Origin of the sequence: Prevotella sp. S7-1-8 (assembly GCF_000758925.1) — a bacterium.
In the GTDB taxonomy this organism is placed as follows: Bacteria; Bacteroidota; Bacteroidia; order Bacteroidales; family Bacteroidaceae; genus Prevotella.
Map to the genome: position 1 here is coordinate 80,260 of NZ_JRNC01000024.1, position 26,617 is coordinate 106,876.

The 26,617-nt window shown below is 52.7% G+C and carries 19 protein-coding genes and 1 pseudogene; 9 read left to right on the forward strand and 11 right to left on the reverse strand.

The annotated features are described in order from the left end of the window. Nucleotides 1–3 precede the first annotated feature (3 nt). The 3 genes from HMPREF1640_RS03870 (at nucleotide 4) to HMPREF1640_RS13865 (ending at nucleotide 2,079) form a co-directional block, all read left to right on the forward strand. Nucleotides 4–432, forward strand: a complete 429-nt coding sequence (locus HMPREF1640_RS03870; RefSeq protein ID WP_036892568.1) for a hypothetical protein — start codon at nucleotides 4–6, stop codon at nucleotides 430–432. A gap of 14 nt (nucleotides 433–446) precedes the next feature. Next, on the forward strand, nucleotides 447–1,721 hold the full coding sequence (dacB, locus tag HMPREF1640_RS03875; protein WP_036892570.1) for a D-alanyl-D-alanine carboxypeptidase/D-alanyl-D-alanine-endopeptidase: 1,275 nt from the start codon (nucleotides 447–449) through the stop codon (nucleotides 1,719–1,721). 229 nt (nucleotides 1,722–1,950) lie between these two features. Continuing rightward, the gene (locus HMPREF1640_RS13865) at nucleotides 1,951–2,079 is read left to right on the forward strand and encodes a hypothetical protein (RefSeq protein ID WP_255327708.1); all 129 of its coding nucleotides are present in this window, start codon (nucleotides 1,951–1,953) and stop codon (nucleotides 2,077–2,079) included. A 62-nt stretch (nucleotides 2,080–2,141) separates the two neighbouring features. Here the strand turns inward: HMPREF1640_RS13865 and HMPREF1640_RS03885 are convergent, their stop codons facing one another. Beyond that, the gene (locus HMPREF1640_RS03885) at nucleotides 2,142–3,707 is read right to left on the reverse strand and encodes a ComEC/Rec2 family competence protein (protein WP_036892572.1); all 1,566 of its coding nucleotides are present in this window, start codon (nucleotides 3,705–3,707) and stop codon (nucleotides 2,142–2,144) included. 873 nt (nucleotides 3,708–4,580) lie between these two features. On the opposite strand from HMPREF1640_RS03885, the gene HMPREF1640_RS03890 reads away from it, so the two are divergent. Continuing rightward, on the forward strand, nucleotides 4,581–6,797 hold the full coding sequence (locus HMPREF1640_RS03890) for a helix-turn-helix domain-containing protein (RefSeq protein ID WP_036892574.1): 2,217 nt from the start codon (nucleotides 4,581–4,583) through the stop codon (nucleotides 6,795–6,797). A 109-nt stretch (nucleotides 6,798–6,906) separates the two neighbouring features. Here the strand turns inward: HMPREF1640_RS03890 and HMPREF1640_RS03895 are convergent, their stop codons facing one another. The 5 genes from HMPREF1640_RS03895 to HMPREF1640_RS03915 form a co-directional block, all read right to left on the reverse strand. Then, nucleotides 6,907–7,314, reverse strand: coding sequence for a hypothetical protein (locus HMPREF1640_RS03895; RefSeq protein WP_036892576.1), 408 nt, complete (start codon nucleotides 7,312–7,314; stop codon nucleotides 6,907–6,909). Nucleotides 7,315–7,350: 36 nt separating this feature from the next. Beyond that, nucleotides 7,351–8,562 carry an L-serine ammonia-lyase, iron-sulfur-dependent, subunit alpha gene (locus HMPREF1640_RS03900; protein ID WP_036892577.1) on the reverse strand — a complete coding sequence of 404 codons (1,212 nt, stop codon included), beginning with the start codon at nucleotides 8,560–8,562 and terminating at the stop codon, nucleotides 7,351–7,353. 245 nt (nucleotides 8,563–8,807) lie between these two features. After that, entirely contained in the window at nucleotides 8,808–10,529 is a 1,722-nt protein-coding gene (locus HMPREF1640_RS03905; protein ID WP_036892612.1) for an acyl-CoA dehydrogenase family protein, read from the reverse strand. 59 nt (nucleotides 10,530–10,588) lie between these two features. Beyond that, nucleotides 10,589–11,611, reverse strand: coding sequence for an electron transfer flavoprotein subunit alpha/FixB family protein (locus HMPREF1640_RS03910; protein WP_036892579.1), 1,023 nt, complete (start codon nucleotides 11,609–11,611; stop codon nucleotides 10,589–10,591). A 35-nt stretch (nucleotides 11,612–11,646) separates the two neighbouring features. Further along, nucleotides 11,647–12,513, reverse strand: a complete 867-nt coding sequence (locus HMPREF1640_RS03915) for an electron transfer flavoprotein subunit beta/FixA family protein (protein ID WP_036892580.1) — start codon at nucleotides 12,511–12,513, stop codon at nucleotides 11,647–11,649. Nucleotides 12,514–12,730: 217 nt separating this feature from the next. Here HMPREF1640_RS03915 and dnaG point away from each other — a divergent pair, with 217 nt between their 5' ends. The 3 genes from dnaG to cls all read left to right on the forward strand — a co-directional run bounded on the left by dnaG (nucleotide 12,731) and on the right by cls (nucleotide 18,472). Beyond that, a complete protein-coding gene (gene dnaG, locus HMPREF1640_RS03920) occupies nucleotides 12,731–14,713 on the forward strand; it encodes a DNA primase (protein ID WP_036892615.1) in 1,983 nt (660 codons plus the stop codon). A 588-nt stretch (nucleotides 14,714–15,301) separates the two neighbouring features. Further along, on the forward strand, nucleotides 15,302–17,017 hold the full coding sequence (locus HMPREF1640_RS03925) for a hypothetical protein (protein WP_052051693.1): 1,716 nt from the start codon (nucleotides 15,302–15,304) through the stop codon (nucleotides 17,015–17,017). Nucleotides 17,018–17,047: 30 nt separating this feature from the next. Further along, complete coding sequence (gene cls / locus HMPREF1640_RS03930; RefSeq protein ID WP_036892582.1) at nucleotides 17,048–18,472, forward strand: cardiolipin synthase; 1,425 nt, start codon at nucleotides 17,048–17,050, stop codon at nucleotides 18,470–18,472. Between the two features lie 4 nt (nucleotides 18,473–18,476). Here cls and rsmD read toward each other — a convergent pair whose 3' ends face one another. From rsmD to HMPREF1640_RS03945, 3 genes and pseudogenes are all read right to left on the reverse strand, one after another. Further along, entirely contained in the window at nucleotides 18,477–19,163 is a 687-nt protein-coding gene (gene rsmD / locus HMPREF1640_RS03935) for a 16S rRNA (guanine(966)-N(2))-methyltransferase RsmD (RefSeq protein ID WP_369699819.1), read from the reverse strand. After that, nucleotides 19,148–19,840: pseudogene (locus tag HMPREF1640_RS03940) on the reverse strand (DUF3822 family protein); the annotation flags it as partial. The pseudogene HMPREF1640_RS03940 and the gene rsmD, both read right to left, overlap by 16 nt. A gap of 60 nt (nucleotides 19,841–19,900) precedes the next feature. After that, nucleotides 19,901–20,383 carry a hypothetical protein gene (locus HMPREF1640_RS03945; RefSeq protein WP_197051480.1) on the reverse strand — a complete coding sequence of 161 codons (483 nt, stop codon included), beginning with the start codon at nucleotides 20,381–20,383 and terminating at the stop codon, nucleotides 19,901–19,903. A 137-nt stretch (nucleotides 20,384–20,520) separates the two neighbouring features. Here HMPREF1640_RS03945 and HMPREF1640_RS03950 point away from each other — a divergent pair, with 137 nt between their 5' ends. Then, the gene (locus HMPREF1640_RS03950) at nucleotides 20,521–21,969 is read left to right on the forward strand and encodes an ATP-dependent RecD-like DNA helicase (RefSeq protein ID WP_036892584.1); all 1,449 of its coding nucleotides are present in this window, start codon (nucleotides 20,521–20,523) and stop codon (nucleotides 21,967–21,969) included. 42 nt (nucleotides 21,970–22,011) lie between these two features. On the opposite strand, the gene HMPREF1640_RS03955 is transcribed toward HMPREF1640_RS03950, so the two are convergent. Both HMPREF1640_RS03955 and alaS read right to left on the reverse strand, forming a co-directional pair. Next, the gene (locus HMPREF1640_RS03955; RefSeq protein WP_036892585.1) at nucleotides 22,012–22,662 is read right to left on the reverse strand and encodes a SprT-like domain-containing protein; all 651 of its coding nucleotides are present in this window, start codon (nucleotides 22,660–22,662) and stop codon (nucleotides 22,012–22,014) included. 320 nt (nucleotides 22,663–22,982) lie between these two features. Beyond that, entirely contained in the window at nucleotides 22,983–25,643 is a 2,661-nt protein-coding gene (alaS, locus tag HMPREF1640_RS03960) for an alanine--tRNA ligase (RefSeq protein WP_036892587.1), read from the reverse strand. A 282-nt stretch (nucleotides 25,644–25,925) separates the two neighbouring features. Here alaS and HMPREF1640_RS03970 point away from each other — a divergent pair, with 282 nt between their 5' ends. Continuing rightward, nucleotides 25,926–26,276 carry a MerR family transcriptional regulator gene (locus HMPREF1640_RS03970; RefSeq protein ID WP_036892592.1) on the forward strand — a complete coding sequence of 117 codons (351 nt, stop codon included), beginning with the start codon at nucleotides 25,926–25,928 and terminating at the stop codon, nucleotides 26,274–26,276. The last annotated feature ends 341 nt before the right edge of the window (nucleotides 26,277–26,617 follow it).

Consider the following 26,617-nt stretch of genomic DNA (forward strand, 5'->3'; position numbering starts at 1 on the left):
GTTATGAGTCGTACTTTTCACCATAAATTTACGATAGGCGCCAAATGTGGAGTTCTGTTTTTCGTGTTCCTTGCCTTTTATCTGTTTTGGGTCAAGGCTTTCCTCATAGGCTTGTTATTGGTGTTCTTGGCGGTGTTTCTCATGGAACGGTCGCTCCACTCGGAATATATTTTCAGTGATGAAGAGCTGACTATTTATCGTGGCAGGTTTGGAGGATCCAAGATTTTGCCTTTGTCGCAAATTCGCTCGTGTCGTCCACAGGCTGCCAATTTTGGCTTGAGCCGTTTCCTCGTCCTTGAATACGGCGACAATCGCTATGCCACGGTCCAACCCGATCAAGAAGCCTCTTTCGTGAAATGTCTGCGCGAGCGCATGGCGTCACTTGCAAAAGCTCATGCTGATGAGCGCGAGCCAGAGATGTACGAAGATTAATATTCTGTTGTGATATGTCTTACATACGTAATCTAAAAATACTTTTTTGCGGTTTTTCCCTCCTTCTCCACGCGGCGTCCACATGGGCGCAGGCCTATGAGGACGAGTTGTCGGCTGATAGCGACACTCTTCAAAGTGGTTTGGCTTGGACCGATACCATTGTCATTCGCGACGACACGCTGCCGTGGCCCAAGAGCGTTCAGTCTAAAATAGACCAATTGTTGCGGCACGATATGTTCCAAACTTCCCAACTTGGACTGATGATTTGGGATTTGGACGCCGATTCGGCCATCTACCGTTTCAATGAGCGGCAGCTCATGCGCCCTGCCTCCACGATGAAGGTTGTCACGGCCATTGCCACCCTTGACAAGTTTGGAGAGAACTATCAGTTTAAGACAGAGCTGTGCTATACGGGCAAGGTGGACTGCGGAACACTCTCTGGCGACGTGTATTGCGTGGGCGGCTTTGACCCCCGTTTCAATTCTGACGACATGCGATCGTTTGTCGAGGCATTGCGAAAAATGGGCGTAGACACCATTCGTGGCAATATCTATTCGGACAAGTCGATGAAAAACTCAGACACCTTGGGAGAGGGGTGGTGCTGGGATGATGACAACCCTGTGCTCTCGCCCCTGCTTGTCTCGCGAAAAGATGAGTTCATGCAGCGGTTTTACACAGAGCTGCGCAAGGCGGGGATATATCTCACGGGCGCCATTGGCGAGCGTCAGAAGCCACAGGCCGCCAACTGTATCGTATGCCGTTTCCACACCATAGACCAGATATTGATGCGTATGTTGAAACAGAGTGACAACCTCTACGCCGAGGCCATGTTTTATCAATTGGCTGCCGCCACGGGCAACAGGCCCGCCACGGCCCAAGGAGCCAGGGGCATGATCAAGCAACTTGTCAATAAGATAGGTTGCGATGGTTCGCGCTATCGCTTTGCTGACGGGTCTGGATTGTCACTTTACAATTATGTCAGCGCGGAGCTTGAGGTGCGGCTTTTGCGCCATGCTTACAAAAACGAGAACATCTTCAACCATCTCTTGCCAGCCTTGCCCATCGCCGGCGTGGATGGCACGCTCAAGCGCCGCATGCAGTCACAGTTCACGCGTGGCAACGTTCACGCCAAGACCGGCACCCTCACCGGGATAAGTTCGCTGTGTGGTTATCTCACCGCGGCCAATGGGCACCGCGTCTGTTTCGCCATCATCAACCAGGGAGTGATGCACGTCAGGAATGCGCGAGCGTTTCAAGACAAGGTCTGCTCCATACTGTGCAGCCCCTAATCAATGTTTGCTCTATAGGTGGGGTTTATAAATTGCCACGGCGACTATACGCCCCTTTCATGTGCGTTAAGCGCTGTCTTCGTTTGGTTTCTTTTTGGCTCGACGCCTAAGCGCGCGGGCTCGTGTAGCCCACCGCGTTTCTTCTATAGCTTACACATTGTCAAAAAAATAAACATTAAAACTGACAAGCCCAATTCATGGAACTCAAATAGCGTGCAACAAACCGTTTATGGAACAAATCATCGTACTTGCAGAATGTCTCATCAAGCATTGTGGGCTCACCGGCAACGCTGTGATGTGGGTGCGTCACGGCATCCTGACAGCCGTTGTCGCAGCTTTGGCGCGCGGCGGCTCTTGATGTTTCGCGTCCTCGCGCCTTGCCAATGCCAATGCCAATGCCTCCGGGCCTGTTGCCCATGATCATTGATGAACGGCCAAATTTTCAAGTAGCCTCTGCCTTCGCGTGCGAATGGCGTATGCGATGGATACCGTTATGGATATGATCACCACATAGACAAGCCACAGTTGTGCCGTGCTCATCCGGATATGCTCCACGCTCGCTCCCGGCCACTGGGCCATGTGTCCCAATATGGCGTTGAGCGTGGCGGCCACGCGCGCCAGCGCCGTGCCCAAGAAGTGTTGGATGATGGGCGCGGGCGTGGCCATAGCCATCAGCATGGCCATATATAGAATGATAGTGACGGCTGGGATTGCAATGATATTGGTGAGCAAAAAATAGCATGAAAACCGCCCAAAATAATAGGCTACCAAAGGTGCGGTGCCAATCTGGGCGGCTACGGACAACGCGCATAGACTCCACGCCCACCGGGCCATTTTCCATCGTGGCTTGATCAAGTTGGCTATGGGTTGGTAATATACCATGATGGACAGCACTGCCATGAACGACATTTGAAATCCCACGTCCCAAAGGGCCAGCGGGTTGGCCACAAGCAGCGTCAACGCGGCGAAGGCCAACGTGTTGACGGATGCCCTTTGTCGACCCAGCAACAGGCAAACGGCATACACCGTGAGCATGGTGGCCGACCGCATGGCGCTGATGGGCATGCCCACCATCACGACAAAGGCCCACACCGTGGCGAGTGTCAATCCCTGTGCCACCCATCGCCACCGCCAAAAGCGTCCTATCAGCAATGTGAACAGCGCATAGATGATACCGAGATGAAGGCCCGAGAGGGCCAACACGTGCGAGGCTCCCGTGACCGAGTAGTTGTCTTTGAGCGCGTTTCCGACGTGGCTCTTGTCTCCCAAGGTCATGGCCGCTACCACGGCAAGCTGTTCGCGATCGATACCAAGCCGTTGCAAACGCTCAATCAATGCCTGCCTGAATTTTCGCGCGCGCAATGTGACGCGTTCCCATCGGGATAGCGTGGTGGTGGAGACAGCCGCTTTGCGCCAATATAGCCAGTGCGCGAATGTTTGCGCTCGGTAGCCATGCGCTCGTAGCCATCGAGGGTAATCAAAGTTTGTGGGCTTAAAAAATCCCTTGGGCGCCTCCAGTGTGGACATAGCCTCGATGCCATCGCCCACGTGCAGCCGCTGCCAGTGGCGGGTGGCGGCGTCTTTTAGCAAGGTGGCTCTCACCTTGAGGGTACGACGCTGTGGCAGCCCGTCTATCTTCAAGATGGCTATGTCGCAGTGTATGGTCTTGCCCTTTTCTTGTGGCTCTGAGGTCACGATGGCCGAGTAGCTCACCTCGCATGCGGTCTCTATCGGAGTGGTGACGAGTTTTTGTCGCATGGAGAGCGCCGCTCCTACCAATAGCGAGCATGCCATGATGCACGCCCCCTGCCAACCGTTGTGCTTGTGTCCTAACGCCAATGCCACCGCTATCAGCGCGCCGCCACCCATTACGAGTGCCCACCATGCCAAGTGTTGCCCCCATGCGTCGCCCACGACGATGCCCGCCATGAACATCGGCGCGATGCGTGTGAGAGAATGTAGGTTCATGCTTTCCGCGGCTTCCATGTTGCAAAAATAGTGTTTTTTGCGATAGGTGGCAACACTCTCCGCTGTTTTTTAGGCGTGGCTGTCAGCCGTTTCGACACTCGATGGCTGGTGTGCCGGCGCCATACCGTGGCATGCCGCTCACTCGCTCAATGGCTTGAAGATACCGTGGGTTAGCGTGGTGGGCGTATTTTTGGAGCAAAACGGTATGGCAAGGCGATATATGTTGACATGGCATGAATAGTTTGAAAATAGTTGACAAAAGGTCTCTTGTGGCTCGCGTATTTGCAAAAGGGAATCCGTTCGACCACAAATACGCAATTCTGAGGACTGTTTTGTAAATACCTGTGCTTCAGTAGGCTACAAAATTTCGGGTCTTTTTTACCCCAAGATTTTAGTCAGTGGCTTCGTGTTTAGTACCTAATTGTGATGCGATGAGGCATTATTCACATTGCCACTAACATCTTTTCGGGTGGCGATTAGGCCTTTGTCATGCTGCCAATAAGTGCCAATGGGATGACAGGCACGCCATGAATCCTACCCGGCCGTATGTCAATGGGCTGTTGATACGTTTTTTGGCACGCTATAAGGTGACAAGATGGGTATCTTTTTTTTGTGATGTTTATTTGACATTTCAGATACGATCCTCTTGCCATGGCGTGGAGGTAGGGACTTGTTAGAGCGGAGACGAGAAAACTTTGAAAAAATGATGGCCGTTCGTAAAAAATGGCGTAACTTTGGATAACGCTACTACTTTGTGCCATGCGATGCGTTTGACACTTGGTCAAATGATGACATAGTGGCGCTGTCGTCCACGGTGGCGAGAGATAGCCGTGGTGGCGCGACGCTTGGATGCGCACGATATGATAGCGTGAATATAACCATACATGAACGATGGAACAAAACAATGAACTGGCAACGGCATGGGAATTTGTGGAACATACGGGTATCAGCATTTTTCTCACGGGCAAGGCTGGCACGGGCAAGACCACCTTTCTGAAGGCGGTGAGAGAGCACTCGGCCAAACGTATGATAGTGGTGGCGCCCACGGGCGTGGCTGCCATCAACGCTGGCGGTATGACCATCCACTCGTTTTTCCAGCTGCCCTTGTCGCCCTACGTTCCCGGCACCTCCATCAAGGACCGCTATGATTTTGGCAAAGAGAAACGTAGAATAATCCGCACGTTGGACATGGTGGTGATAGACGAGATATCAATGGTGAGAAGTGACCTGCTCGATGCCATTGACACTGTGCTGCGACGCTACCGCGATCATTCGAGGCCTTTTGGTGGGGTGCAATTGTTGATGATAGGCGATTTGCAACAACTCACCCCTGTGGTGACACCACAAGACGAGGAAATACTGCGTGGACACTATGACACGCCCTATTTTTTCGGAAGCAAGGCATTGTCTCAAATCAGCTACGTGACTATACAGTTGACACAAGTTTTCAGGCAGCGAGACAAGGCCTTTGTCGACCTTTTGAACCATGTGCGCGATGGCAAGCTCACCGCCAACGACATGGAAACGCTCGCGTCTCGCTATCAACCCACCTTTGCGCCCATGGCCGAGGATGGGTACATACGCCTGACCACGCACAATCGCATGGCCGATAGCTACAATGAGAACAAGTTGGCCAAACTCAAAGGCGAGAGCCATGTGTATACGGCGAAGATAGAGGGCAACTTCCCGGAGTACAGCTATCCTGCCGATGTGAGGTTGGAACTCAAGCCGGGGGCGCAGGTTATGTTTGTCAAGAACGACGCGTCGGGCGCTCGCCGCTATTACAACGGCCGCATAGGGCATGTGGTGGGCATGGACGGTGGAAAAATAATAGTGCGTTGCACCGACGACCCAAATCCCATCGAGGTGGAGCCGCAGGAGTGGGAAAACGCGAAATACGTGATCAATGAGAAAACCAAGGTGATAGAGACGCAGGTACAGGGGGTGTTCAGGCAATATCCGTTGCGGTTGGCCTGGGCCATCACCATACACAAGAGCCAAGGGTTGACGTTTGAGCGTGCCATCATCGATGCGGGAAGATCGTTCGCGCCAGGGCAGGTGTATGTGGCGCTGAGTCGCTGCAAGAGCCTTGAGGGATTGGTGTTGGCGTCGCCCATTCACGAGAGCTGTATTATCAATGACCATAGGGTATCTGACTATATAGCGTGCCAGCGAGAGGCTGCCGAGCGGAGCGTTGAGTCACTGTCTGACCTGAAAGATGAGTATTTCAGGTTTCAACTGTTGGATCTTTTTGATTTTGGAGAACTGTATCAGGCGGAGCAGTTGGTGTACCGCACGTTGCTGGAGTATTTTAAAGGTTGCCAGTCTCTGACCACGCTGCATGGCGATGTGGCGCGAAACATCAAGTCGAGCGTGATGGATGTGGCCTACAAGTGGCAGAGCAAGATGCGCGCCATGAAGGTTGATGAGTTGCGTGAAAACGATTTTTTGGAACGGGTGAAGCGTGGGGCCGGTTATTTTCTTGATGCCATCGAGGCGCAGTTGAGCGATACTATTGAGAAAACCAAGCGGGCTGAGAGCCAAAACGCCAAGGGTAACGCATTGATGGAAGAGCGATTCAAGGAGTTGTGGATGAGCTATTTGGCCAAGAACAAAGTGCTGCGAAAGATGGAAGAGGAGACCTTTGACGTGCCGCGCTATATGATGGCCAAGCAAGAGGCCATGCTCGACGCCATGGACGTGGTAAGTCCTGGCGCCCGCTCGTCGCGCCCTCGCCGGCGGCGCAAAAATTCCGGCACGCCATTTGGGACCGCTGACGACAATGGCCAGAATGGGGAGGCGGAGCGTAAAACCAAGCGCAAGAAAGGTGAAACGTACAGGTTGACTTACGAGATGTTTAAGCGGGGGCAAACGCCAGCAGACATTGCCAAGGAGCGTGGGTTGACCCCTGGCACCGTCTATGGGCATTTGGGACGATTTGTCAAGTCGGGGGATATATCCGCTGACAAGGTGATAGGGGCCTCAAAAGTGAAGGCTATCAGGCACGCCATCAGCCAGTTGCCTGAGGGAGCGACAATAAGAGACGTAAAAGATGCTTGCCGAGCGGACATCACGTGGGACGAGATCAGGTTTATGATGATGGGTTAGGCCAAAGGCATGCCACTCCACGGCGCTGGCCTCGCGCGTGGAGTGGCATGTGCGTCTTGGCGTGACGAGAACGCCATCGGGCGGCACGCTATAGGTGCGAAGGCCCTCTTTATTTGTTCGCGGCGGCTGGCTTCCACTCTTCCAGCAGCGTGACAAGGGTGTCGCCCTTGTCGGTTATGTAGAATTTTGCACGCACCACGTGCCCAAAGTCGGCGTTGCCTTTCACCTTGACGTGTTTGCCTTTGGCGTATATGGCGCTGTCTTGCCGATGCGGATAGCCCACGAGTTGCACGCGGCGGCGTGTGGAGGCGTTGCCGATATAGAAAATGTCAGAGCTGTCCACGGTTGTTGTGTCGGTCGCTTTGGCGCGCGTGGCTGTCAGCGTGGCCGTGTCTGCCGGCTCGAAATATTTAGCCTCAACGGTGTCGCCAAGGTTGCGCGACGGTTGCATTCGGCAGGAGGTGGATGCCATGAACGATACCGTCAGAACGAAAAAAACGACAATAACTTTTCTCATGGGTTGATGTTAAATGAAGTGTGGATGCTGAAAAGTTTACTCAGGATAGGAGAAATAGTCGAGCGCCTTGGCCAGTCCGCCCTCTGATGTCTCTTTGTAAAGTGACGGGATGGCGTGCCCCGTTTGTTTCATCACCTCCACCACGCGGTCAAAGTCCACACGGTGTTTGCCGTCGCTGAACGACGCGTAGAGGTTGCAATCAAGGGCGCGGGTGGCCGCGAAAGCGTTGCGCTCAATGCAAGGAATTTGCACGAGGCCGCATATAGGGTCGCATGTCATGCCCAAATGGTGTTCGAGCCCCATCTCCGCGGCGTATTCTATTTGTGCCGGGCTGCCGCCAAATAGCTGGCAAGCGGCTGCCGAGGCCATGGCGCAAGCCGTTCCCACCTCACCCTGACAACCCACGTCGGCGCCCGATATGGAGGCGTTCTCTTTGACGATGTTGCCAATGAGCCCAGCCGTGGCCAAGGCGTGGATAATCTTTCGGTCATTGAAATTGTGCCCATTGGCAAGGTGATAGAGCACGGCGGGCAATACGCCGCAACTGCCACAGGTGGGCGCCGTGACGACTGTGCCGCCCGATGCGTTTTCCTCGCTTACGGCAAGGGCGTAGGCATAGACCAGTCCGCGAGTCTGCAAGCTCTGCTTGTATCCTGTGGCCTTGATGTAATAGGACGATGCCTTGCGCTGCAAGTTGAGGGGGCCGGGTAGAATTCCGTCTTTGTTGATACCGCGCTCAACGGCCTTTTTCATGGTTTCCCATACTTCCAACAGATAGTTCCAAATGGACGGTTCCTCGCATGCCTCTACGTATTCCCATAGGGTGCGACCATTCTTGTCGCACCAATCCAAGATGTCCAGGAGGTGCGTGAGCTTGTAGATGTCCTTGCTTTCGGGGAACAACCCTGTGGGATGGGGGCCTTCGGAGATAGCGCCGCCGCCCACACTGTACGCTTTCCATGGCTCACCCTTTTCGGTTTCGAAGAGCATGGCGTTAGGATGGAACTTCATAAACACGCTTTTTTCCCATACTATCTCCACTGGCGCCGTGGGACTGAGCACCTCGGTGATGGCAACGTCGGTCATGTGCCCGCGCCCCGTGGCGGCCAAACTGCCATACAACGTGACGCGAAAACGTTTGGCGTTGGGATGTTTTGATAAATAAACCTGGGCGGCTTTTTGTGGCCCCATGGTGTGACTCGACGAAGGACCTTTGCCTATGCGGTATATCTCACGCAATGATTTCATAATTGTTTTTTGCTATAATCCTTATAAATGGGGGTGTTGGTGATGTGTTAAAGGGATGGCTTTTTTGTATAAAATAGACGCTCACGGTTTGCGGGAATATTTTTTACATGGTAAAAAACTATCTTTGCGTTATGTGAAATGAACGTTTATGGTTTTGGGGATGGTGTTTTTATTTCGTCTTAATATTAAAAAGCCCCACCCACATAATTAGTGGGTGAGACTTGTCTTGTTTGTCCATGCCGCGGTCATGCCTTTGTTACGGAATCGAACTTGCAATCTTCAAGGTCGGCGATGTCAAAAGATTCGATGAATGCGGCGTGTCCGACAACATGCTCTTCTGTCAGTCGAGTGTAGAGCCTTGCGCTCTTGGCAAAAAGCTCCGGAGCTTTTGAGGCGTCATTGATGAGCAGCAATGACATGATGATCTCGCCCGTCATGTCATACAGGCGGCGTCCCAAGTAGTCGTGTTGCTCTTGGTTTGTGCCTGCCTTTACTTTCTCGACGGCCCGGCTGTACAGCTCCACGCAATGGGCAACGCGCTCTCGGTAGGGCTTCAGATCGTCGGAAATTTCACCCTGTAGCAACTCTTGGATGATGTCAAGGTAGGTGCCGTTGGTGATGAAACGGATGGCAGCCACCACTTGCAACTGCGTGGTGCCCTCGTAAATGGAGAATATTCGAGCGTCGCGGTATAAACGTTGGCATTTGTATTCCATGATGAAGCCAGAGCCACCATGTACCGAAATGCAATCGTAAGCGTTTTGATTGGCGTATTCAGAGGCCATTCCCTTGCTCAAAGGGGTAAGCGCGTCGGCGAGACGATGGTATGTTTTCATCTCGTTTCGCTCCTCGGGGCTCAGCTTTCGCTCTTTTGAGATATCCTCAAGCGTTTTGTAAATGTCAACGTAGCGCGATGTTTGGTACAATATCGCACGTCCGGCGTCGAGCTTGGCTTTCATTCGAGACAGCATGTCGTACACCGCGGGGAAGGTGATAATGTTCTTGCCGAATTGCGCGCGAGCCTTTGCGTAGCTCACGGCTTCGTTGTAAGCCTCTTGTGACAGCCCCACGGATTGGGCGGCAATGCCAAGGCGAGCGCCGTTCATCAGGCTCATCACGTATTTGATTAGACCCATGCGGCGGTCTCCACAAAGCTCCGCTTTGGCGTTCTTGAAGACCAATTCGCAGGTTGGGCTGCCATGAATGCCGAGTTTGTTCTCTATGTGGCGCACGGTCACTCCGCCGTCGCGCTTGTCGTAAATGAACATGGACAGGCCACGACCATCTTTCGTTCCTGCTTCCGATCGGGCCAAAACCAAGTGTATGTCAGAGTCGCCATTGGTGATAAAACGTTTCACTCCATTCAGCCTCCATGTGCCGTCCTTGTCTTGAGTGGCCTTGAGCATCACGCTTTGCAGGTCCGATCCTGCGTCTGGCTCTGTCAAATCCATGGACATTGTCTCTCCGGCGGAGACACGAGGAATATACTTTTTCTTTTGCTCCTCGGAGCCAAACTCGTACAATGTGTCTATGCAGCTTTGCAAACTCCAAATGTTTTGGAAACCGGAGTCGGCCATGCCCATCATCTCTGAAAGCATTGAGAAAATGGTGATGGGAATGTTCAAGCCGTCATATTGGCGTGGCATGGACACACCCCAAAGGCCAGCTTGCCGCGTGGCTTGTATGTTTTCCTTGGTCTTCGAGGCGTAAAGCATGCGGCCATTCTCAAGGTGAGGTCCCTCCTGATCCACGCTCTCAGAGTTGGGACCGATAATGTTGGCCGTGATGTCACCCGTTATTTCGAGTAGTTGCTTGTAGTTCTCTATGGCGTCGTCATAGTTTACGGGAGCCTCGTCGAACTTGTCCCGGTCTGCGTAATTGCGTTCCTTTAGTTCCACGATCCTCTTCATCAATGGATGGTTGAGATGAAATCCTATCTCGGGATGGTCTGTATAATAATTGGACATGGTGCTGATTTTATTCTGTTTCGTCATTGAAGTCCGTGCCAAGAAGCGCGGAAGGCGTGTTATTTGCTGTTTTGTTTGTAGTATTTTATCATCTTGGGGATGACCTCCTCGGCGTTACCGTTGATAACATAGTCGGCTATGGCGTTGATGGGAGCGTCCGGATCGTTGTTCACGGCGATAATGATGCCTGCGTCTTGCATGCCCGCTATGTGCTGGATTTGCCCCGAGATGCCAAACGCGAAATACACTTTCGGATGCACCGTCACGCCAGTTTGTCCTACCTGGCGGCTGTTATCCAGCCATCCTGCGTCCACGGCGGCGCGACTGGCGCCCACCTCGGCGTGCAGCACCTCGGCCAAATCGTATAGCTTGGCAAAAGCTTCTTTCGAGCCCATGCCATAGCCACCAGCCACCACGATGGGCGAAGCCTTGAGGTTATTCTGTGCCGCTTGCACATGGCGGTCAATCACTTTCACCACGTAATCGGTCTCCGGTACGTAGTCGGCGACGTTGGGATAAACCACCTCGCCTTTGTAATCGCTGTCCACAATCTCTCGCTTCATCACGCCTGAACGCACGGTTGCCATTTGCGGCCTGTGGTCAGGGTTCACGATGGTGGCCACGATGTTGCCGCCAAAAGCGGGTCTGATTTGGTAGAGCAAGTTCTTGTGGAGTTTGCCCGACTTCTTGTCCTCGTAGTCGCCGATTTCCAATTGCGTGCAATCGGCTGTCAATCCGGAGGTTAACGAGGAAGAGACGCGTGGGCCAAGGTCACGTCCTATGACGGTGGCGCCCATCAAACAGATCTGCGGTTTCTCCTCTTTAAACAGGTTTACAAGTATGTCTGTATGGGGCGCGGATGTGTATGGAAAAAGTGCCTCGCCGTCGAAGACAAAGAGCTTGTCCACTCCGTAGGGCAGAATTTGGCTCTCCACTTTCCCCTTGACGCCTGCGCCAGCCACTACGGCATGTAGCTTTACGCCTAACTCATCGGCCAATTTGCGACCTTTGCTCAGTAGTTCTTGGGACACTTCCTGCACGTTTGTCCCCTCTATTTCGCAATATACAAAAACGTTGTTCATATTTGTTGGATGGCCCGAAGGCACGGTCTATGTTGTCAAATAATTTTTTCGTTGATAAGTTCTTTCATCAATCCCTCGATGTCCGCGTCGCCGTCAGTCATTTTTTTGCTTTCCTTTGTTTGGAACACGATGTTCTGAACGGCTTTCACCTTGGTGGGCGAGCCTGACAATCCGCACTGCTCCTCGTCGGCGTTAACGTCTGCCACGCTCCATTGGTTGAGCGTAAGGTAAGGTCTCGACTCGTAGAGGGCCGCCCATGGCTCGACTCCTTTTCGCTCCATGGGGCAGGTGGCGTATTTGTATTTCATTACCAACTTCACGTTGCATGGGCGCGCTGGGGCGGCCGTTCCGTTCACGGTGATCAGCACCGGGAGTGGGGCGACCACGGTTTCCACGCCGCCATCGATGTGCCGGCGAATGGTGGCATGCCCGTTTTCTATCTTCAAAATCTCCTCGGCATAGGTCACTTGGTTCAGCCCTAATTTTTGAGCCACCTGCGGTCCCACCTGCGCGGTGTCACCGTCGATGGCTTGGCGGCCGCCGATGATGATGTCCACCGGCCCTATCTTGCGTATGGCCATAGACAAGGCGTACGACGTAGCCAACGTGTCCGCGCCCGCGAACTTGCGGTCTGTGAGCAGCCAGCCGGTGTCCGCGCCACGGTATAGCCCTTGGCGAATAATCTCGCCGGCTCTTGGAGGTCCCATCGTGAGCACGCCAACGGTAGATCCCGGGTTGCTTTCTTTTAGGCGAAGAGCCTGCTCCAAAGCGTTCAAATCTTCCGGATTGAAGATGGCGGGCAGGGCAGCTCGGTTCACCGTGCCTTGCGCGGTCATCGCGTCTTTGCCCACATTTCTTGTGTCAGGCACTTGCTTGGCAAGCACAACGATTTTAAGTTTCATGTTTTTTATGCTATATATAATATATGTGTACTACCCAGCAAAATTACTATTTTTTTGCGTCTTGGCCAAACAAAACGCACAAAAACAGTGCCTGCGTGCATCATGGTGCGTTTCTTGGCTGTGCAACATCCGCGATTGGATGTTAATTTTAGCTTTTTTTGTGTCATCCGGCAGGGAAAAAAGCGTACCTTTGCCCTGTATCGAGACTGGATTGTATATGATAGACCGACAAACCGTAGAGAGAATTAAGGATGCCGCCAATATCGTGGAGGTGGTGTCAGAGTTCGTCGCGCTCAAGAAGGCGGGGGCCAACTACAAGGGGCTTTGCCCGTTTCACAATGAGAAGACGCCATCTTTTTTTGTCTCGCCGGCTCGTGGCACGTGCCACTGTTTTGGCTGCGGCAAGGGTGGGACGCCTGTCAATTTTGTCATGGAACATGAGCAGATGACCTATCCCGAGGCCTTGCGTTGGCTCGCTAACAAATACCATATAGAGATCAAAGAGCGCGAACTCACCGACGAGGAGAAAGAGGAGCAGGGCAAACGCGAGTCCATGTTCATAGTCAACGAGTGGGCATGCAAGTATTTTGAGGATTTGCTTCACAACCATGCTGATGGCGTGGCCATTGGCATGCGGTATTTTCGTGGCAGGGGTTTTCGCGATGATGTCATCAAGAAGTTTCGGCTGGGCTATGACTTGCTTGACCGTCAGGCTCTTGGTCTTGAGGCGTTGCGCCAAGGATACAAAGAGGAGTTCCTGCTCTCCACCGGCATTTGTTTCAAGACCGATCATGGCGAGCTGATGGATCGTTATGCCGGGCGGGTGGTGTTCCCGTGGATAGGCGTGAGCGGCAAGGTGGTGGGCTTCACCGCCCGTGTCTTGGACAGCCGAACCAAGGGCGTGAACCAAAAATACGTCAACTCGCCAGCGAGCGACGTTTACCAAAAAGACCGCGAGCTATATGGCATTTGGCAGGCCAAAAAAGCTATTGTCAAGGAAGACCACGTGTTCTTGGTAGAGGGACAAGCCGATGTTATCTCCATGTACCAGAGCGGCATAGAGAATGTCGTGGCCAACTCAGGCACGGCGCTTAGCTACCACCAAATACACACGTTGCATCGTTTCACGTCAAACATCACGCTTGTCTACGACAATGACGAGGCGGGGCTTCACGCCGCCTTGAGGGGCACTGACATGCTTCTTTCAGAGGGCATGAACCTCAAGGTGGTGCTCATGCCAGACGGATTGGACCCAGATGAGTACGCCCGCAACCACACGGCCGACGAGATTAAACAATATGTTGAAAGAAATGCCGTGGATTTCATACGCTTCAAGTCAGACTTGCTGCTCAAGGGCGAAACCGACCCTGCCAAGCGCACTGCCGCCATTGGTTCCATCATAGAGTCGGTGTCGCATGTACAAAACCAAATTCTCCGCGACTCTTACATTCACGATTGCGCCATTCGCACGGACACCAAAGAGTACTCTCTCATCAGCCAAATGAATATCCTTATTCGCAATCGGCGTTCCAAAAAGGTCTTAGAGCCAGAGCAGGTTGGGGCAGAGCCTTCCTCCGTGACCGCGGCCGCGGAAATCCCTCCCATCACCTCCGCCGACCCATTGGGGCAGGCAGCCAAGGTGGAGAGCCTGCTCACGCAGATGGTGGTGCGGCATGGCGAGCGCGTTATCTATGAGAATGTGGAAGACGAAGAGGGTAATGTGCGTGATTTCACGGTGGCGCAGTATATCCATTATAGCCTTGACCGTGACAACTTGGTTTTTCAGGAGCTGGTATACAACGATATTTTGCGAGAGGCTGTAGCCATGAGTGACGACGCCAATTTCGTGGCCGAGACCTATTTTGTGCATCACGATGACATCCGTGTGAGCAAGGTTGCCATCGCCATGACAGCGGACAGTTACCGCTTGTCGAACGTGAAGAAGGAGCAAGCTGTTGGCGAGGAAGATCGAAAAGCGCGCGAAGAAAACGATTTGCGCGATTTGCGCACCCAGACAAACCATCTGCTTCTCGATTTTCGCATGGACTATGTGGAGCGTCATCTCAAAGACTTGCAAGCGCAAATTAGCCAGGCGGGCACGGATGCCACGCTCTTGGCAAAGCTCTTGTCAGAATACCAGGACATGCAGAACATGCGCAACAAGTTGGCCAAACAGTTGGGCAGCAACATTGTGCTTTAGATTTCTAAAGATCGATTGGCTTTGTGTGGGCGATGGTGCCTTGTGTTATTTGTCAAATATTTATCACAAAAACAGGGCTTTGAGGACTTGCTGTTTTAGAGATGAAAAAGTTATCGTGTCGTGTCAAAATCGCGCTGTGGGCGCTTTTTTCTTGTGCCCAAGTTGCCGTTGGTATGCGTTGGCGTCGCGATCAGGTATTGATGGGGAGTCGTTTTGGCTTTAATCGTCCGTTGTCAAAAGCTTAATCTCGTTGCGATTAGGCCTTAATGGTATGCTGTGCTGAAAACTTTTTTGTCTGGTTTTCTTCCGTTTCTCTCTAACTTGTTGCCCTGTAGACAATTATGAAAAACGCTCGTGTTTGGCGTATTTGCGCCCAAGGTGCCTATGGTTTGTAAATACGCGAGTTTTGAACGTGCTTTTGTCAGTTTTTTTCAAGCCTTTCATATTGTTGTTTTCCAGTGCGCCCTTTTGGTGTGTCGAATGTTTCGCGGTGGATGGTTTCATAGTGCGTTTTGTGGCAGAAAAAGCATTTTTGTGGCTCAAAAAAAAGCATTTATCATTTATTTTCAGTAAGTTTGCAGTCAGGGAATGATAGAAATTTGCATCATATTTATGGTTTTCGCCATCGCATGTGCCGTGGTTGTGGCGACGCTTGCGTCGCGACGCATGCGCCATGACGCGCGCGTGGGACTTGGCAACCTCGATGCCGCCCACATGAAACGCGTTGTGAGCGGTGTGTTGGGCATGCTCAATTGCACGGTGCAATGGGAGAAAGACGACGGAAACTATATCGGCACTTATCAGTATCAGAGTGGGCATTTTAGGCTTAACGTGCAAAACGCGGAGCCATACGTGCGCTTGCTATACCCTTTTTTTTACGAGACGGAGCTTGACTATATAGAGACGGTGCGCCTTGTATGCAACGATATAAACTTACAAGCGGAGGTATGCCGGCTCGTCTACTCGGTAGACGGAACTCGTGGCAAGGTGCGTGTGCACATAATGGGCATGTTGTTGCTCGACGGGGAAAGGGCCAAGGATGTGTTAGAGAGAGCTATGCAAGAGGCTTTCAAATGGCGTCATGACTTTGTTTCCGTCATCAAAGAGCGGTTTGACGACGCCAAGGGCGCGCTCAATCATGACGCCGAAAAACGTGACGCGACAAAGCAGCGAGAGCAGTTTCTTGTCAGCGAATTGGAAATGATGTACCAAGAGGCGGGGCCTGATTGGCACGACGACGGAGCCAAGGTGCCACTGCGACAGCTCTTGGCTTCCGCGATGGGATTGGCGGACATTGTAATGGCGCGTTTTTCGCTGACGCGCGACGAACGAGTTGTGGTGATTGACGATCCGGACGCTATCGCCTCCTTCGACGTAAAAACGGCGCTCGTGGACGAAGGGCGGTTTATGTGCCACTCGGCAGTGGCGTCGCTCGACTATTACGACCCTCGCGACCCTGTGCGTGTGCGCCATCTGACTATCCATTTCAAGCAAGAAGGGCAAACGCCTGAAACGCTCTACTATCGTGTCACACTGGCGTTAACGCCAGTGTCTATGAGCCGGGCGGTGAGCGAACGGCACATGGACCGGCACAAACAGATGTGCAGTGCGCTCATGGGTTGCGACTTGCAGCCCTCGCGGGAACGGTTGGAACGTTTTAGATACGTTTGGAAAGAGGCTATGGCCAAGGAGCGAAATGGAAATGTGGCGGACATGAACGAGGAGGAAAAGACGCTTTGTAGCCTGCGCGACCCACGTCACGGGCAGGCGCTGCTACGTGGCAGGGCTCTTTATGATCAAGGGCGTTTCTATGAGAGCGCGCGCTGTTTGGAAAATATTTTCGAGCAGATGCAGGAAAGTTACTATCAGATGCCAACAGCGGCAAGGGCCGCTTTCATGGAGATATGCTATATGGTGGGAGCTAGTTATACCCATTTGCGCCAATATCGCAAGGCGTCATACTACCTCCAAATCACTTTGCAAGTTCGCCGAGTGGACTATATGAAAATGTTTATAAACTGCTTGGTAAATGGGCGCGACTTTCGAGCCATGTTTTTCATCGACTCTTTTTTGCACGACTTGTCGGCCATGTTTAACGGCGACGCCGGACAGAGGAGCGATGAGTCCATGCGCGAGGTGGCGACATTCATGAGTTTTTTGCGTCGGCGCAAGGCTTTCTTGTTGGTGCGATCAAAGCGATATGATGAGGCCGAGCCGTTGCTCAAAGAGTTGTTGTCCGATCCTGCCAGCAGTGGTTTTGCCTTGAAACAGTTGGCGTACATACAGAAGAAGAAACAAGAGTGAGGTGGTACGACAGTTTAAGTGGCTTGTGATATGGAATATTTGCATTGGGTATGTGGCGCGCTTTATGGCGTGATCGTCATTGGCGTGATGGTCAGGATACTGATGGACAATCGCCAACCGGCCAAGACCATGGCGTGGATTTTGGCGTTGTTGTTCCTACCTTTTGTAGGGTTGGCGCTGTATGTCTTTTTCGGTCAGAACAGGCGCAAGGAGCGTTACATCAGCCAGACATCGCTTGATCAGCTCACCAAGCGGTCCATGACAGAGTTTTTGGAGCAAGAAGACCTGACGATGCCTCTGTCGTATCGGTCGTTGATATATTTTTTCTACAACCAGAACATGGCGTTGCCGTTCAAGGACAACGAGGCGGAGATATACACAAGCGGCTACGAGTTCTTTCCTGCCCTGTTGCGCGAGATAGCCAAGGCGCGCCACCATATACATGTGGGCATGTACATTTTCAACGACGACGAGCTGGGCAACCTTGTGGCCGACGCCTTGATAGACAAGGCCGGCGAGGGCGTGGAGGTGCGTGTCATCTATGACGACGTGGGTTGTTGGCGCGTGAAAAACTCTTTTTTTGAGCGCATGCGCGATGGTGGCGTGGATGTTCACGCCTTCATGCCTGTTAAATTTCCTTTGCTTACCTCCAAGGTGAACTACCGTAACCATCGCAAGCTCATTGTGATCGATGGCTCTGTTGGCTTTGTCGGTGGTTACAATATTGCCACGCGCTATGTCAAGGGATTGGAAGACATGCCTTGGCGCGACACCCATCTGATGGTGAGGGGTGGGGCGGTGTATGGCATTCAGCGAGCCTTTTTGGTGGATTGGTATTTCGTGGACCGCACGCTCATTACCAACCATGATTACTATCCCGAGCAAAACCCGATGATACGCAACGGCTGTTTGGCGCAGGTGGTGACGAGCTCGCCCGTGTCTCCTTGGCGCGACATCATGCAAGGCTATATCAGAATATTGTACGAGGCGCGACGGTACGTGTATATGGAGAGTCCCTATTTCTTGCCCTCGGAGCCGGTCATGTTTGCCATGCGCACGGCGGCGCTCACTGGCGTGGACGTGAGGTTGATGCTTCCGCGCCGCAGCGACGCGAGGATAGTGGAGTGGGCCAGCGTGTCATACGTCATGGAGACGCTCGAGGCGGGAGTCAAGGTGTATCTGTACGCTGATGGTTTTAATCACTCCAAATTGTTGGTGAGCGACGACTTGGTGTCTACCTGTGGCAGCGCCAACGTGGATTTTCGTAGTTTCGAGCACAATTTCGAGTCTAACATCTTCTTTTACGATCGTGGCATGGCGTTGAGAATGAAGCGCGTTTTCTTGAATGACCAAAAACATTGCCAGCTCATAGAAGAGGTGTGCGAGGTGGAGAGTCGTTCTTTTTTGACCAGGCTGTGCGAGAGCGCGCTTCGTGTTGTCAGCCCGCTCATGTAGCGGTCTATCTGAAAACGCTGAAGTTCACGCTGCCGTAAGCGCGGTGTTCCACGAAGTGTTCGTGCTCGGAGAAATCGTTCTTCTTGCCGTGCTCGAAGACGAAAACGCCATCCTCGTTGAGCAGTTGATGTTGGAATATGAGGTCTGGGAGCGTTGGCAATTGTTCCAACGCGTAAGGAGGGTCGGCAAAAATGAAGTCGAACGCCTTGTGGCAGGATTTCACGAAACGGAAGACATCGCCTTTGACGAGGACGCTTGACGTGGTGCCGAGCTTTTGCACGCATTGCTTAATAAAGCGGGCGTGATCCCTGTCAGACTCCACGCTCACCACCGAGGCGCAGCCGCGCGACAGCAGTTCCAAGGAGATGCCGCCCGTGCCGGCGAACAAGTCGAGAGCCGATGCGCCCTCGAGGTCTATGTATCCGTTCATCACGTTGAAGATATTTTCCTTGGCGAAGTCTGTCGTGGGGCGCGCCTTGAACGTGCGCGGTATGTCAAAATGCCTGCCTTTATATTGTCCGGTTATAATTCTCATGGCGCGTGTGGTATGTTTGGTTGGCTTGTTTAACCCAAATAGAGAGTCAACAGGTCCATGGTAATGTCCTTGATGCGAGTCATTGGCGCGCGGTTGAAGTCGGCCGAGGGGTTTATCGCGCTTGCTTTTTTGAGGTGAAGCTGCAAGTCGCGCAATAGGTTTTCTCGGTCAATGATGTCGCCAGAGAGGTACAGTTCGTCTTTGAGTTGGTCCAAAGCCAACTCTTTCCATACAAAAAGGATGAAGTAAAGCGCGTCTTTGGGGTGCTTGACATCATACCTGTTGCTGAATAAGAAGCGGTTGCGCTCAAAGCTGAACAGTTCCAACAATCCGTCGTGGAAATGGGCGAAGAGCTTGCGGCGAATGCCTATGAAACTGCGATGGTGCATGTATCGCCACACGGGTTGCATCAGCGCGGTGAACTTTACGTCTGTGTAGTGATCCTCCACCACCATCTTCAAATCCTTGTTCACCGCGAAGATGGCCACGGCCTTAAGCTCTGGCAGTACGTTTCCCAGCACGGCGCGGCCCTCGGTTCCGGGGAAGCTGTGGTGGTACAGGGTGCTCATGTTTTGCTCGTTATATTCTTCTATGGGGATCAACAGCACCGGTTCGTCTATCAAGACGCGTGCCCTGTGGGTGTCGTGGCGTAACAACGGCTCTGTTTTGAAAGCCTCCCGAAGATTGGCCGCGATGGAAACGCCGCTCTTGATAGTGTATGGTTTGTAGACTATCCGCTCCTCGGTTTCTTTCTCGGCGATGGTAAAGGCGAGCGATCCATTGCTCACGCGTATGGTCATTCGGGGTGGTTGGGTGTAATTTGTCATGCTCATGTTGTCGTTAATGGCTCATCTTGTTGCTATCAAAGGCTGCCTGAAGCCATGGGATGGCTGTCAACGCCAATTGGGCGCATTGTCGTTTGGCTCGTTGATATCGCCTATCTTGAGCCCGGGGAAACGCCCCATGGCGTTGGCTTTCTCCGTGATTTCGGCTATGGCATCATCGTCCAGTCCGTTCAGGTAGTCCTTGTAGCCCGCGCCGCACTCCATCAAAGGTATTTGCTTGCCGCTCTTTCCGATGATAGTGGTAGCCTCGAGCGAGAAAGGTTTGTTGTCAGAGAAGGGGATAATCTTTGTGGAGTCGGCTATCAATTTGGCCTCCACCAGTTTGTCAAGGCTGCCTGTATATACCGCGTTTTGGCTTTTGTAACGCTCCTCGGCGGTTTTTATCGTCAACAGCCTGCGCTTTACCACCGCCTCCCTTGCCGCCTGCTCACGCTGGAATTGCGCAGGACGGTGAAGGCTTAGCGCGCACAAAACAAGCAACGTGAGCGCGCAGCCGCTCAATATATAATTATTTTTCAGGTCTATATTCATTTCTCGGCTTTTATCGTTAACTTTGTCTTCGTCCAACAAAGGCCTACTTTTGCAAAGGTACTAAAATATCAATACATATCTTCGCGAGCTGTCAGTCTTTTTATATAAATGTGGATGTTTTTTCGCTCCAATGCGCTATGACACAAACAGAATTTATCAATTATATCCTGCGAAACCTCGATTTCGCCCCCACCGACGACCAGCGCAACGCTCTCGCGACCTTCGCGCGCTTCTTGGCCGACCGCTCGCCAAATGCGGTGATGGTGCTGAGAGGATCGGCGGGAACAGGCAAGACTACCATTGCCAGCGTCATGGTGAATGCCCTTAGGCGTCTTGGGCAAAAACTTATGCTGTTGGCTCCCACCGGGCGCGCGGCCAAAGTGTTGTCGCTCAACAGCGCAATGCCTGCTTATACAGTGCATCGACGCATCTATAGGGAGAAATCTTACCAAGGTGTTGATGGCGTGTTCAATCTCAATGACAATCGTTATCGTAACATGCTTTTTGTCGTGGACGAGGCCTCTATGGTGTCAAACTATCCGTCTGGAGACAATGCTTTTGGCTCGGGCAGTTTGTTGGACGATCTTATGAAATATGTTTATGCCGGAGACAATTGCCGCCTTTTGCTCATCGGCGATCGCGCGCAGCTGCCCCCCGTGGGTGAGTCCGAGGCCCCGGCGCTTTGCGCTGATGTGCTCGCGGGATATGGCATGCGGGTGTATGAGTGCGATTTGGATGAGGTTTTAAGACAGAGCGCGGATTCGGGCATACTATACAATGCCACCCTTATCCGCCAAATGATGGCGCGCGATGAGCCTGTCAGTCTGCCAAGGGTGTCGTTAAAGGGTTTCGCGGATATTATGAAACTGCCGGGTGCGGACCTTGTTGAGAGTTTGGAAACAAGTTACAGCCAAATGGGAGAGGATGGGACCATCGTCATAACCCGATCCAACAAGCGGGCCAATGTTTACAACCAGGGCATCCGTAACGCGGTGCTCGACCGTGAGGAGGTGCTTTGCTCGAATGATATGCTGATGATAGTGCGCAACAATTATTTTTGGACCGAGAATGTTTCAAAGGGCGAGGCTGACGCCGATGCCAAGGCACCGTCTTTTCTTGCCAATGGAGATCGCGCGCAAGTGCTACGTGTTCGCAATGTCAGAGAGCTGTATGGGTTCCATTTTGCGGACGTGTGGCTGCGATTTCCAGATTACGACGACTTTGAGTTACAGGCCACAATCGTCATGGATTCGCTCACCACCGACGCGCCGGCTCTCTCTCGCGAGCAAATGGAGGACTTGTATAACAAGGTGATGGAGGATTACGCGGACTTGCCCACGAAGCCCCAACGCCTCGCCAAATTGCGCCAAGACATCTATTTTAACGCCTTGCAGGTAAAGTTCGCGTATGCCGTAACTTGTCACAAGGCGCAGGGAGGACAGTGGCAACACGTGTACGTTGATCAAGGATACATGACAGACGACATGCTCACGCCCGACTATATCCATTGGCTTTACACCGCTTTTACTCGCGCTACCGACAAACTTTTTTTGGTCAATTGGCCCGACGCTCAAGTTGCCGAATAGCGGTGGCGGGCGTCGAAAGTGGGCGGGGCGAGCGTCTTGCGTTTAAAGCGGCAATGGCTTCATGGCCTCTGTTTTCTCCTTGAACAATTGATAGCTGACGCGCCGGCCGCGAAAACTGCGTACCCTTGGCATTCTTTCAAACCACCTGTCGGTCGTCGCGTACCATGCGAAGTGGTCTATTTCCTTGACGCGAGGTAGCTCGGCGTTGAGCCGATGTGCGCATTTGGGGTTGACGGATGACAAAAAACAACGGCCGTCTGACATTTCTATTGCCAACACCACAAACTCTCTCTTGTTTTCTTCCTTGTCCAATTTTGCACACTCTAACCCCTGCGCTCGTGTCGACACACGTATGTCCCATCCATCGCGGTTGAGTTGTCGCATCATCTTTTGGAACAACACGCCATGTGGCGAGGTGTCTCTCGCGCCACTATGGGCTATGGCAAGATGGATCATCTCATGCAAGAGTACGCTCTTGAAACAGTGCTCTGGCTGGTCATAATAATTGCTTATGCCGATGGCAAAGTCATATGGCGTCGTTCGCCCCCAAGTTCTTTCGCGCTTGAACGACATTGTCCCTAACCGCGTCCTTGCCCGGCCAATGTGAAATCTCGGTTTGGGCAGATTGTCATCAAAGTACTGTGCGTTAAATCTGTCAAACCAATTTTCGAGCCAATGAATGTCAATTTGCATTCCTGTCACGTTTGTTTTTTGCGGTGTTTTGCTTTATGGCTATCGGCAATTGGGCTGCCACGTGCTCTGGTTGGGCAGCCAACCGAGACTTGGCGTCTCGTATGCCTATGCCGCCGGAAATGTAACATTGGGCATTTGTCCGGCCAAGCCTTTCGACGAACACCTTTTCTCGCTACCTAAAGCGTGCCTTCCCGACTGCCCACCAAGTGTCATGCCGAGTAAATGCCGCCCAAACACAAATTTATAAGAAACTTGCAAAAGGCCAAGAAAAACAGCGGGAGGAAGGCCGCGAGGCCTCCCTCCCGTTGTGGAAAGTGTCGTTACAGCTCTGCCAAAGCCACAACCTTGTCTACCGCGACAGACAGAGCGTCTTTGTCTTTGCCGCCAGCTTGGGCGAAATGGGGCTGTCCGCCACCGCCGCCCTGAATGAGTTTGGCCGCCTCGCGCACCATGTTGCCTGCGTTGAGATGATGTTCTTTCACCATGTCGTCAGACAACATGACTGACAACATGGGCTTGCCGCCATGCACGGAACCCAGCGCGCACAGCAAATTCGCGCCGACAAGCTCTCGAATTTTGAACACGATGTCTTTGGCTGAAGCGGGTTCCGCCGGTATCACGGCCTTGACCACGTTCACGCCATTTACCACATTCATGCGTTCCACCAACGTTTTTGCCGTGCGTTCCACGGCTTGGGCGCGAAAACTCTCCACTTCTTTTTTCATGCGCGCGTTCTCGTCCACAAACTTCATCACGGTGGCTTTCAGGTCTTTGGCGTTGTTGAGCATGCCACGAATATATTTCATGGTGTCTTCCAATACGTATATGGCTTCCTCGCAAGTCTTGCCCGTCATGGCCTCCACACGGCGCACACCCGCTGCCACGCTGCTCTCGGAGATGATCTTGAACATGCCTATGGCGCCGGTGCTCTTGGCGTGAATGCCGCCACAAAACTCACATGTCGGGCCAAATCGCACCACGCGCACCTTGTCGCCGTATTTTTCTCCGAAAAGGGCTACGGCCCCCATCTCCTTGGCTTTTTCTATGGGGGTGTCCCGATGCTCGTCGAGCGCATAGTCGGCGCGGATGAGCTTGTTTACCAATCGCTCCACTTGGCGAAGCTCCTCGTCGGTCACTTTTTGGAAGTGCGAGAAGTCAAATCGCAGCGTGTCCGGGCTGACATACGAGCCTTTTTGCTCCACGTGGTCTCCCAGCACTTGTTTCAGGGCGTAGTCCAAGAGGTGTGTGGCCGTGTGATTGGCCGCGCTTGCCTCGCGTTTCTCCACGTCGACGCATGCCTTGAAATTCGCCTCGGGGTTTTGGGGCAATTTCTTCACGATGTGAACGCTCAGGTTGTTCTCTCGCTTGGTGTCCACCACGCTCACCGTTTCGCGCTCGTTCTTGAGCGTTCCTTGGTCGCCCACTTGTCCGCCCATTTCCCCATAAAAGGGCGTCCGGTCAAGGATCAACTCATAGAACGCGCCCTTTTTCTGTGTCACTTCGCGGTAACGCAAGATGTGGCAATCACATTCCGAGTGGTCGTAGCCCACAAATTCCTGCTCGCCCTCTCGCAGCGTCACCCAGTCGCCATTCTTCACCGCCGCCGCGTTGCGGGCGCGCGATTTTTGCTTGGCCATCTCATCGTTGAAGCCTTCCGCGTCCACTGTAAAGCCGTGCTCGCGACAAATAAGCTCCGTGAGGTCGAGAGGGAAACCGTAAGTGTCAAACAAACGGAAGGCGTTGGCGCCGTCCAGACGCGTCTGTCCTTTGGCTTTCAGTTCGTCCATGTCGCCGTTGAGCAGCTGGATGCCTTTCTCCAGCGTGCGCAAGAAGCTGTCTTCCTCTTCTTTCACCACGCGGCTGATAAGCTCTTGTTGGGCCGGCAACTCGGGGTAGGTGGCGCCCATCTCTTGTGTCAGTATGGGCAGCAGCTTAAACATGAACGGGCTGCGTTGCCCTAAGAACGTGTACGCGTAGCGCACGGCCCGTCGCAATATGCGGCGGATAACGTAGCCCGCCTTGGCGTTGCCGGGCAGTTGCCCATCGGCGATGGAGAATGCCACGGTGCGCAGGTGGTCGGCCACCACGCGCATGGCAATGTCTGTTTTCTCCTGCTCGCTGGCTGGCGCTCCGTGAGGTCCGGATGGGGTGGTGAAGCCATATTTCTTTTTGGAGTGTATCTCTATCTCTTTGATAATGGGCTGGAAGATGTCGGTGTCGTAGTTAGACTGCTTGCCTTGCAGCGTGCGCACCAGCCGCTCGAAGCCCATGCCCGTGTCTATCACGTTCATGGCCAATGGCTCTAACGTGCCGTTGGCTTTGCGGTTGAACTGCATGAACACGATGTTCCAGATCTCGATGACTTGTGGGTTGTCCTTGTTCACCAGCTCTCGGCCCGGTGTCTTGGCTTTCTCCTCGGCCGACCGAGAGTCTATGTGTATTTCCGAGCATGGGCCACAAGGGCCTGTGTCGCCCATCTCCCAGAAGTTGTCATGCTTGTTGCCGTTGATGATATGGTCTTGCGGCACGTGCTTGGCCCAATACTTGGCCGCCTCCTCGTCGCGCGGTATGCGTTCCTCGGGCGAGCCTTCGAAGACCGTCACGTACAGGTCGGCCGGGTTTATGCGCAGCACGTCCACCAAAAACTCCCATGCGTAGTCTATGGCACCCTCTTTGAAGTAGTCGCCAAAGCTCCAGTTGCCCAGCATCTCGAACATGGTGTGGTGGTATGTGTCGTAGCCCACCTCCTCCAAGTCGTTGTGCTTGCCGCTCACGCGTAGGCACTTCTGCGAGTCGGTTCGGCGTCGAGGCTCAGGGTCTTTGGTGCCGAGGATAATATCCTTCCATTGGTTCATGCCGGCATTGGTAAACATCAACGTCGGGTCGTCCTTGACCACCATCGGGGCGGACGGGACTATTACGTGACCTTTTGACTCAAAAAATTTCTTGAAAGCGTCGCGTATTTCGTTGGCTGTCATCATCTCAATTATCTATTTATGTTATTTTTCTGTTGTATAATTTCGTGCAAAGTTACAAAAAAGATGGCATAACGCCCGTGAGTGACAAAGGTTTATTCGCCATCTATTATTTTTTTCTAAATAATCGATGCAAAACCGATGTGTCTTCAATCTTTTTGCTAACTTTGCATTACACGTCACTCGCGACCATGTCACTGTCGTTTTGGGGCATGGCGGATGAGGCGTGGGCGCATGGTGAGACGCGCCCATGGAATTTTGCAATCAATCTCTAAGCTCAGCTGTGTTATGTCTTTGAACTCCAACAAACCACAAAAACTCTATTACTCTATCAAAGAGGTGGCCAAAATGATAGGCGTGAACGAGAGCACGCTGCGCTATTGGGAGACAGAGTTTCCTAACCTCAAGCCCAAGACCGTGAGCTCCACACGGGTCAGGCAATATACCGAAAGGGATATTGAAGACCTCAAGGTGATATATAATCTCATCAAGGTGCGCGGTTTTAAAATAGCCGCCGCGCGCAAGTATATGCGCCAAAATCGGGCGGCGGTGGATCGTACCTCGGAGGTCTTGGACACGCTTATCGGTGTGCGCGACGAGCTGAAGGAAATAAAAAACAGACTTGACAGGTTGGTGTGAGCGGTCATGAAACATCACTTGACGCGATGGCGCGCGGCTTGTTTCCTTGTTTGAAAATATCTGACAAAAGCCTTCAGACGCTGCCGTTATTTGCAAATGCATGCGGCGCTGCTTGCGAATACGCCCGAAATGAGACGTTTTCGCAACATTCTGAAAATCATCATTTTATGAATTTTGTGCTAAAATCGAGGTGTCGATTGCATGCTTATGTCTTGCCATTAGGCATTGATGGCATGACGATTAGAGCCTAATGGCATCGTGATTACTGTTCGATGACGTCGTGTTTAAGGCTTATACGCATGACGTTTAGGGCCTAATCGCAAAGCCAACGCATAAAAACT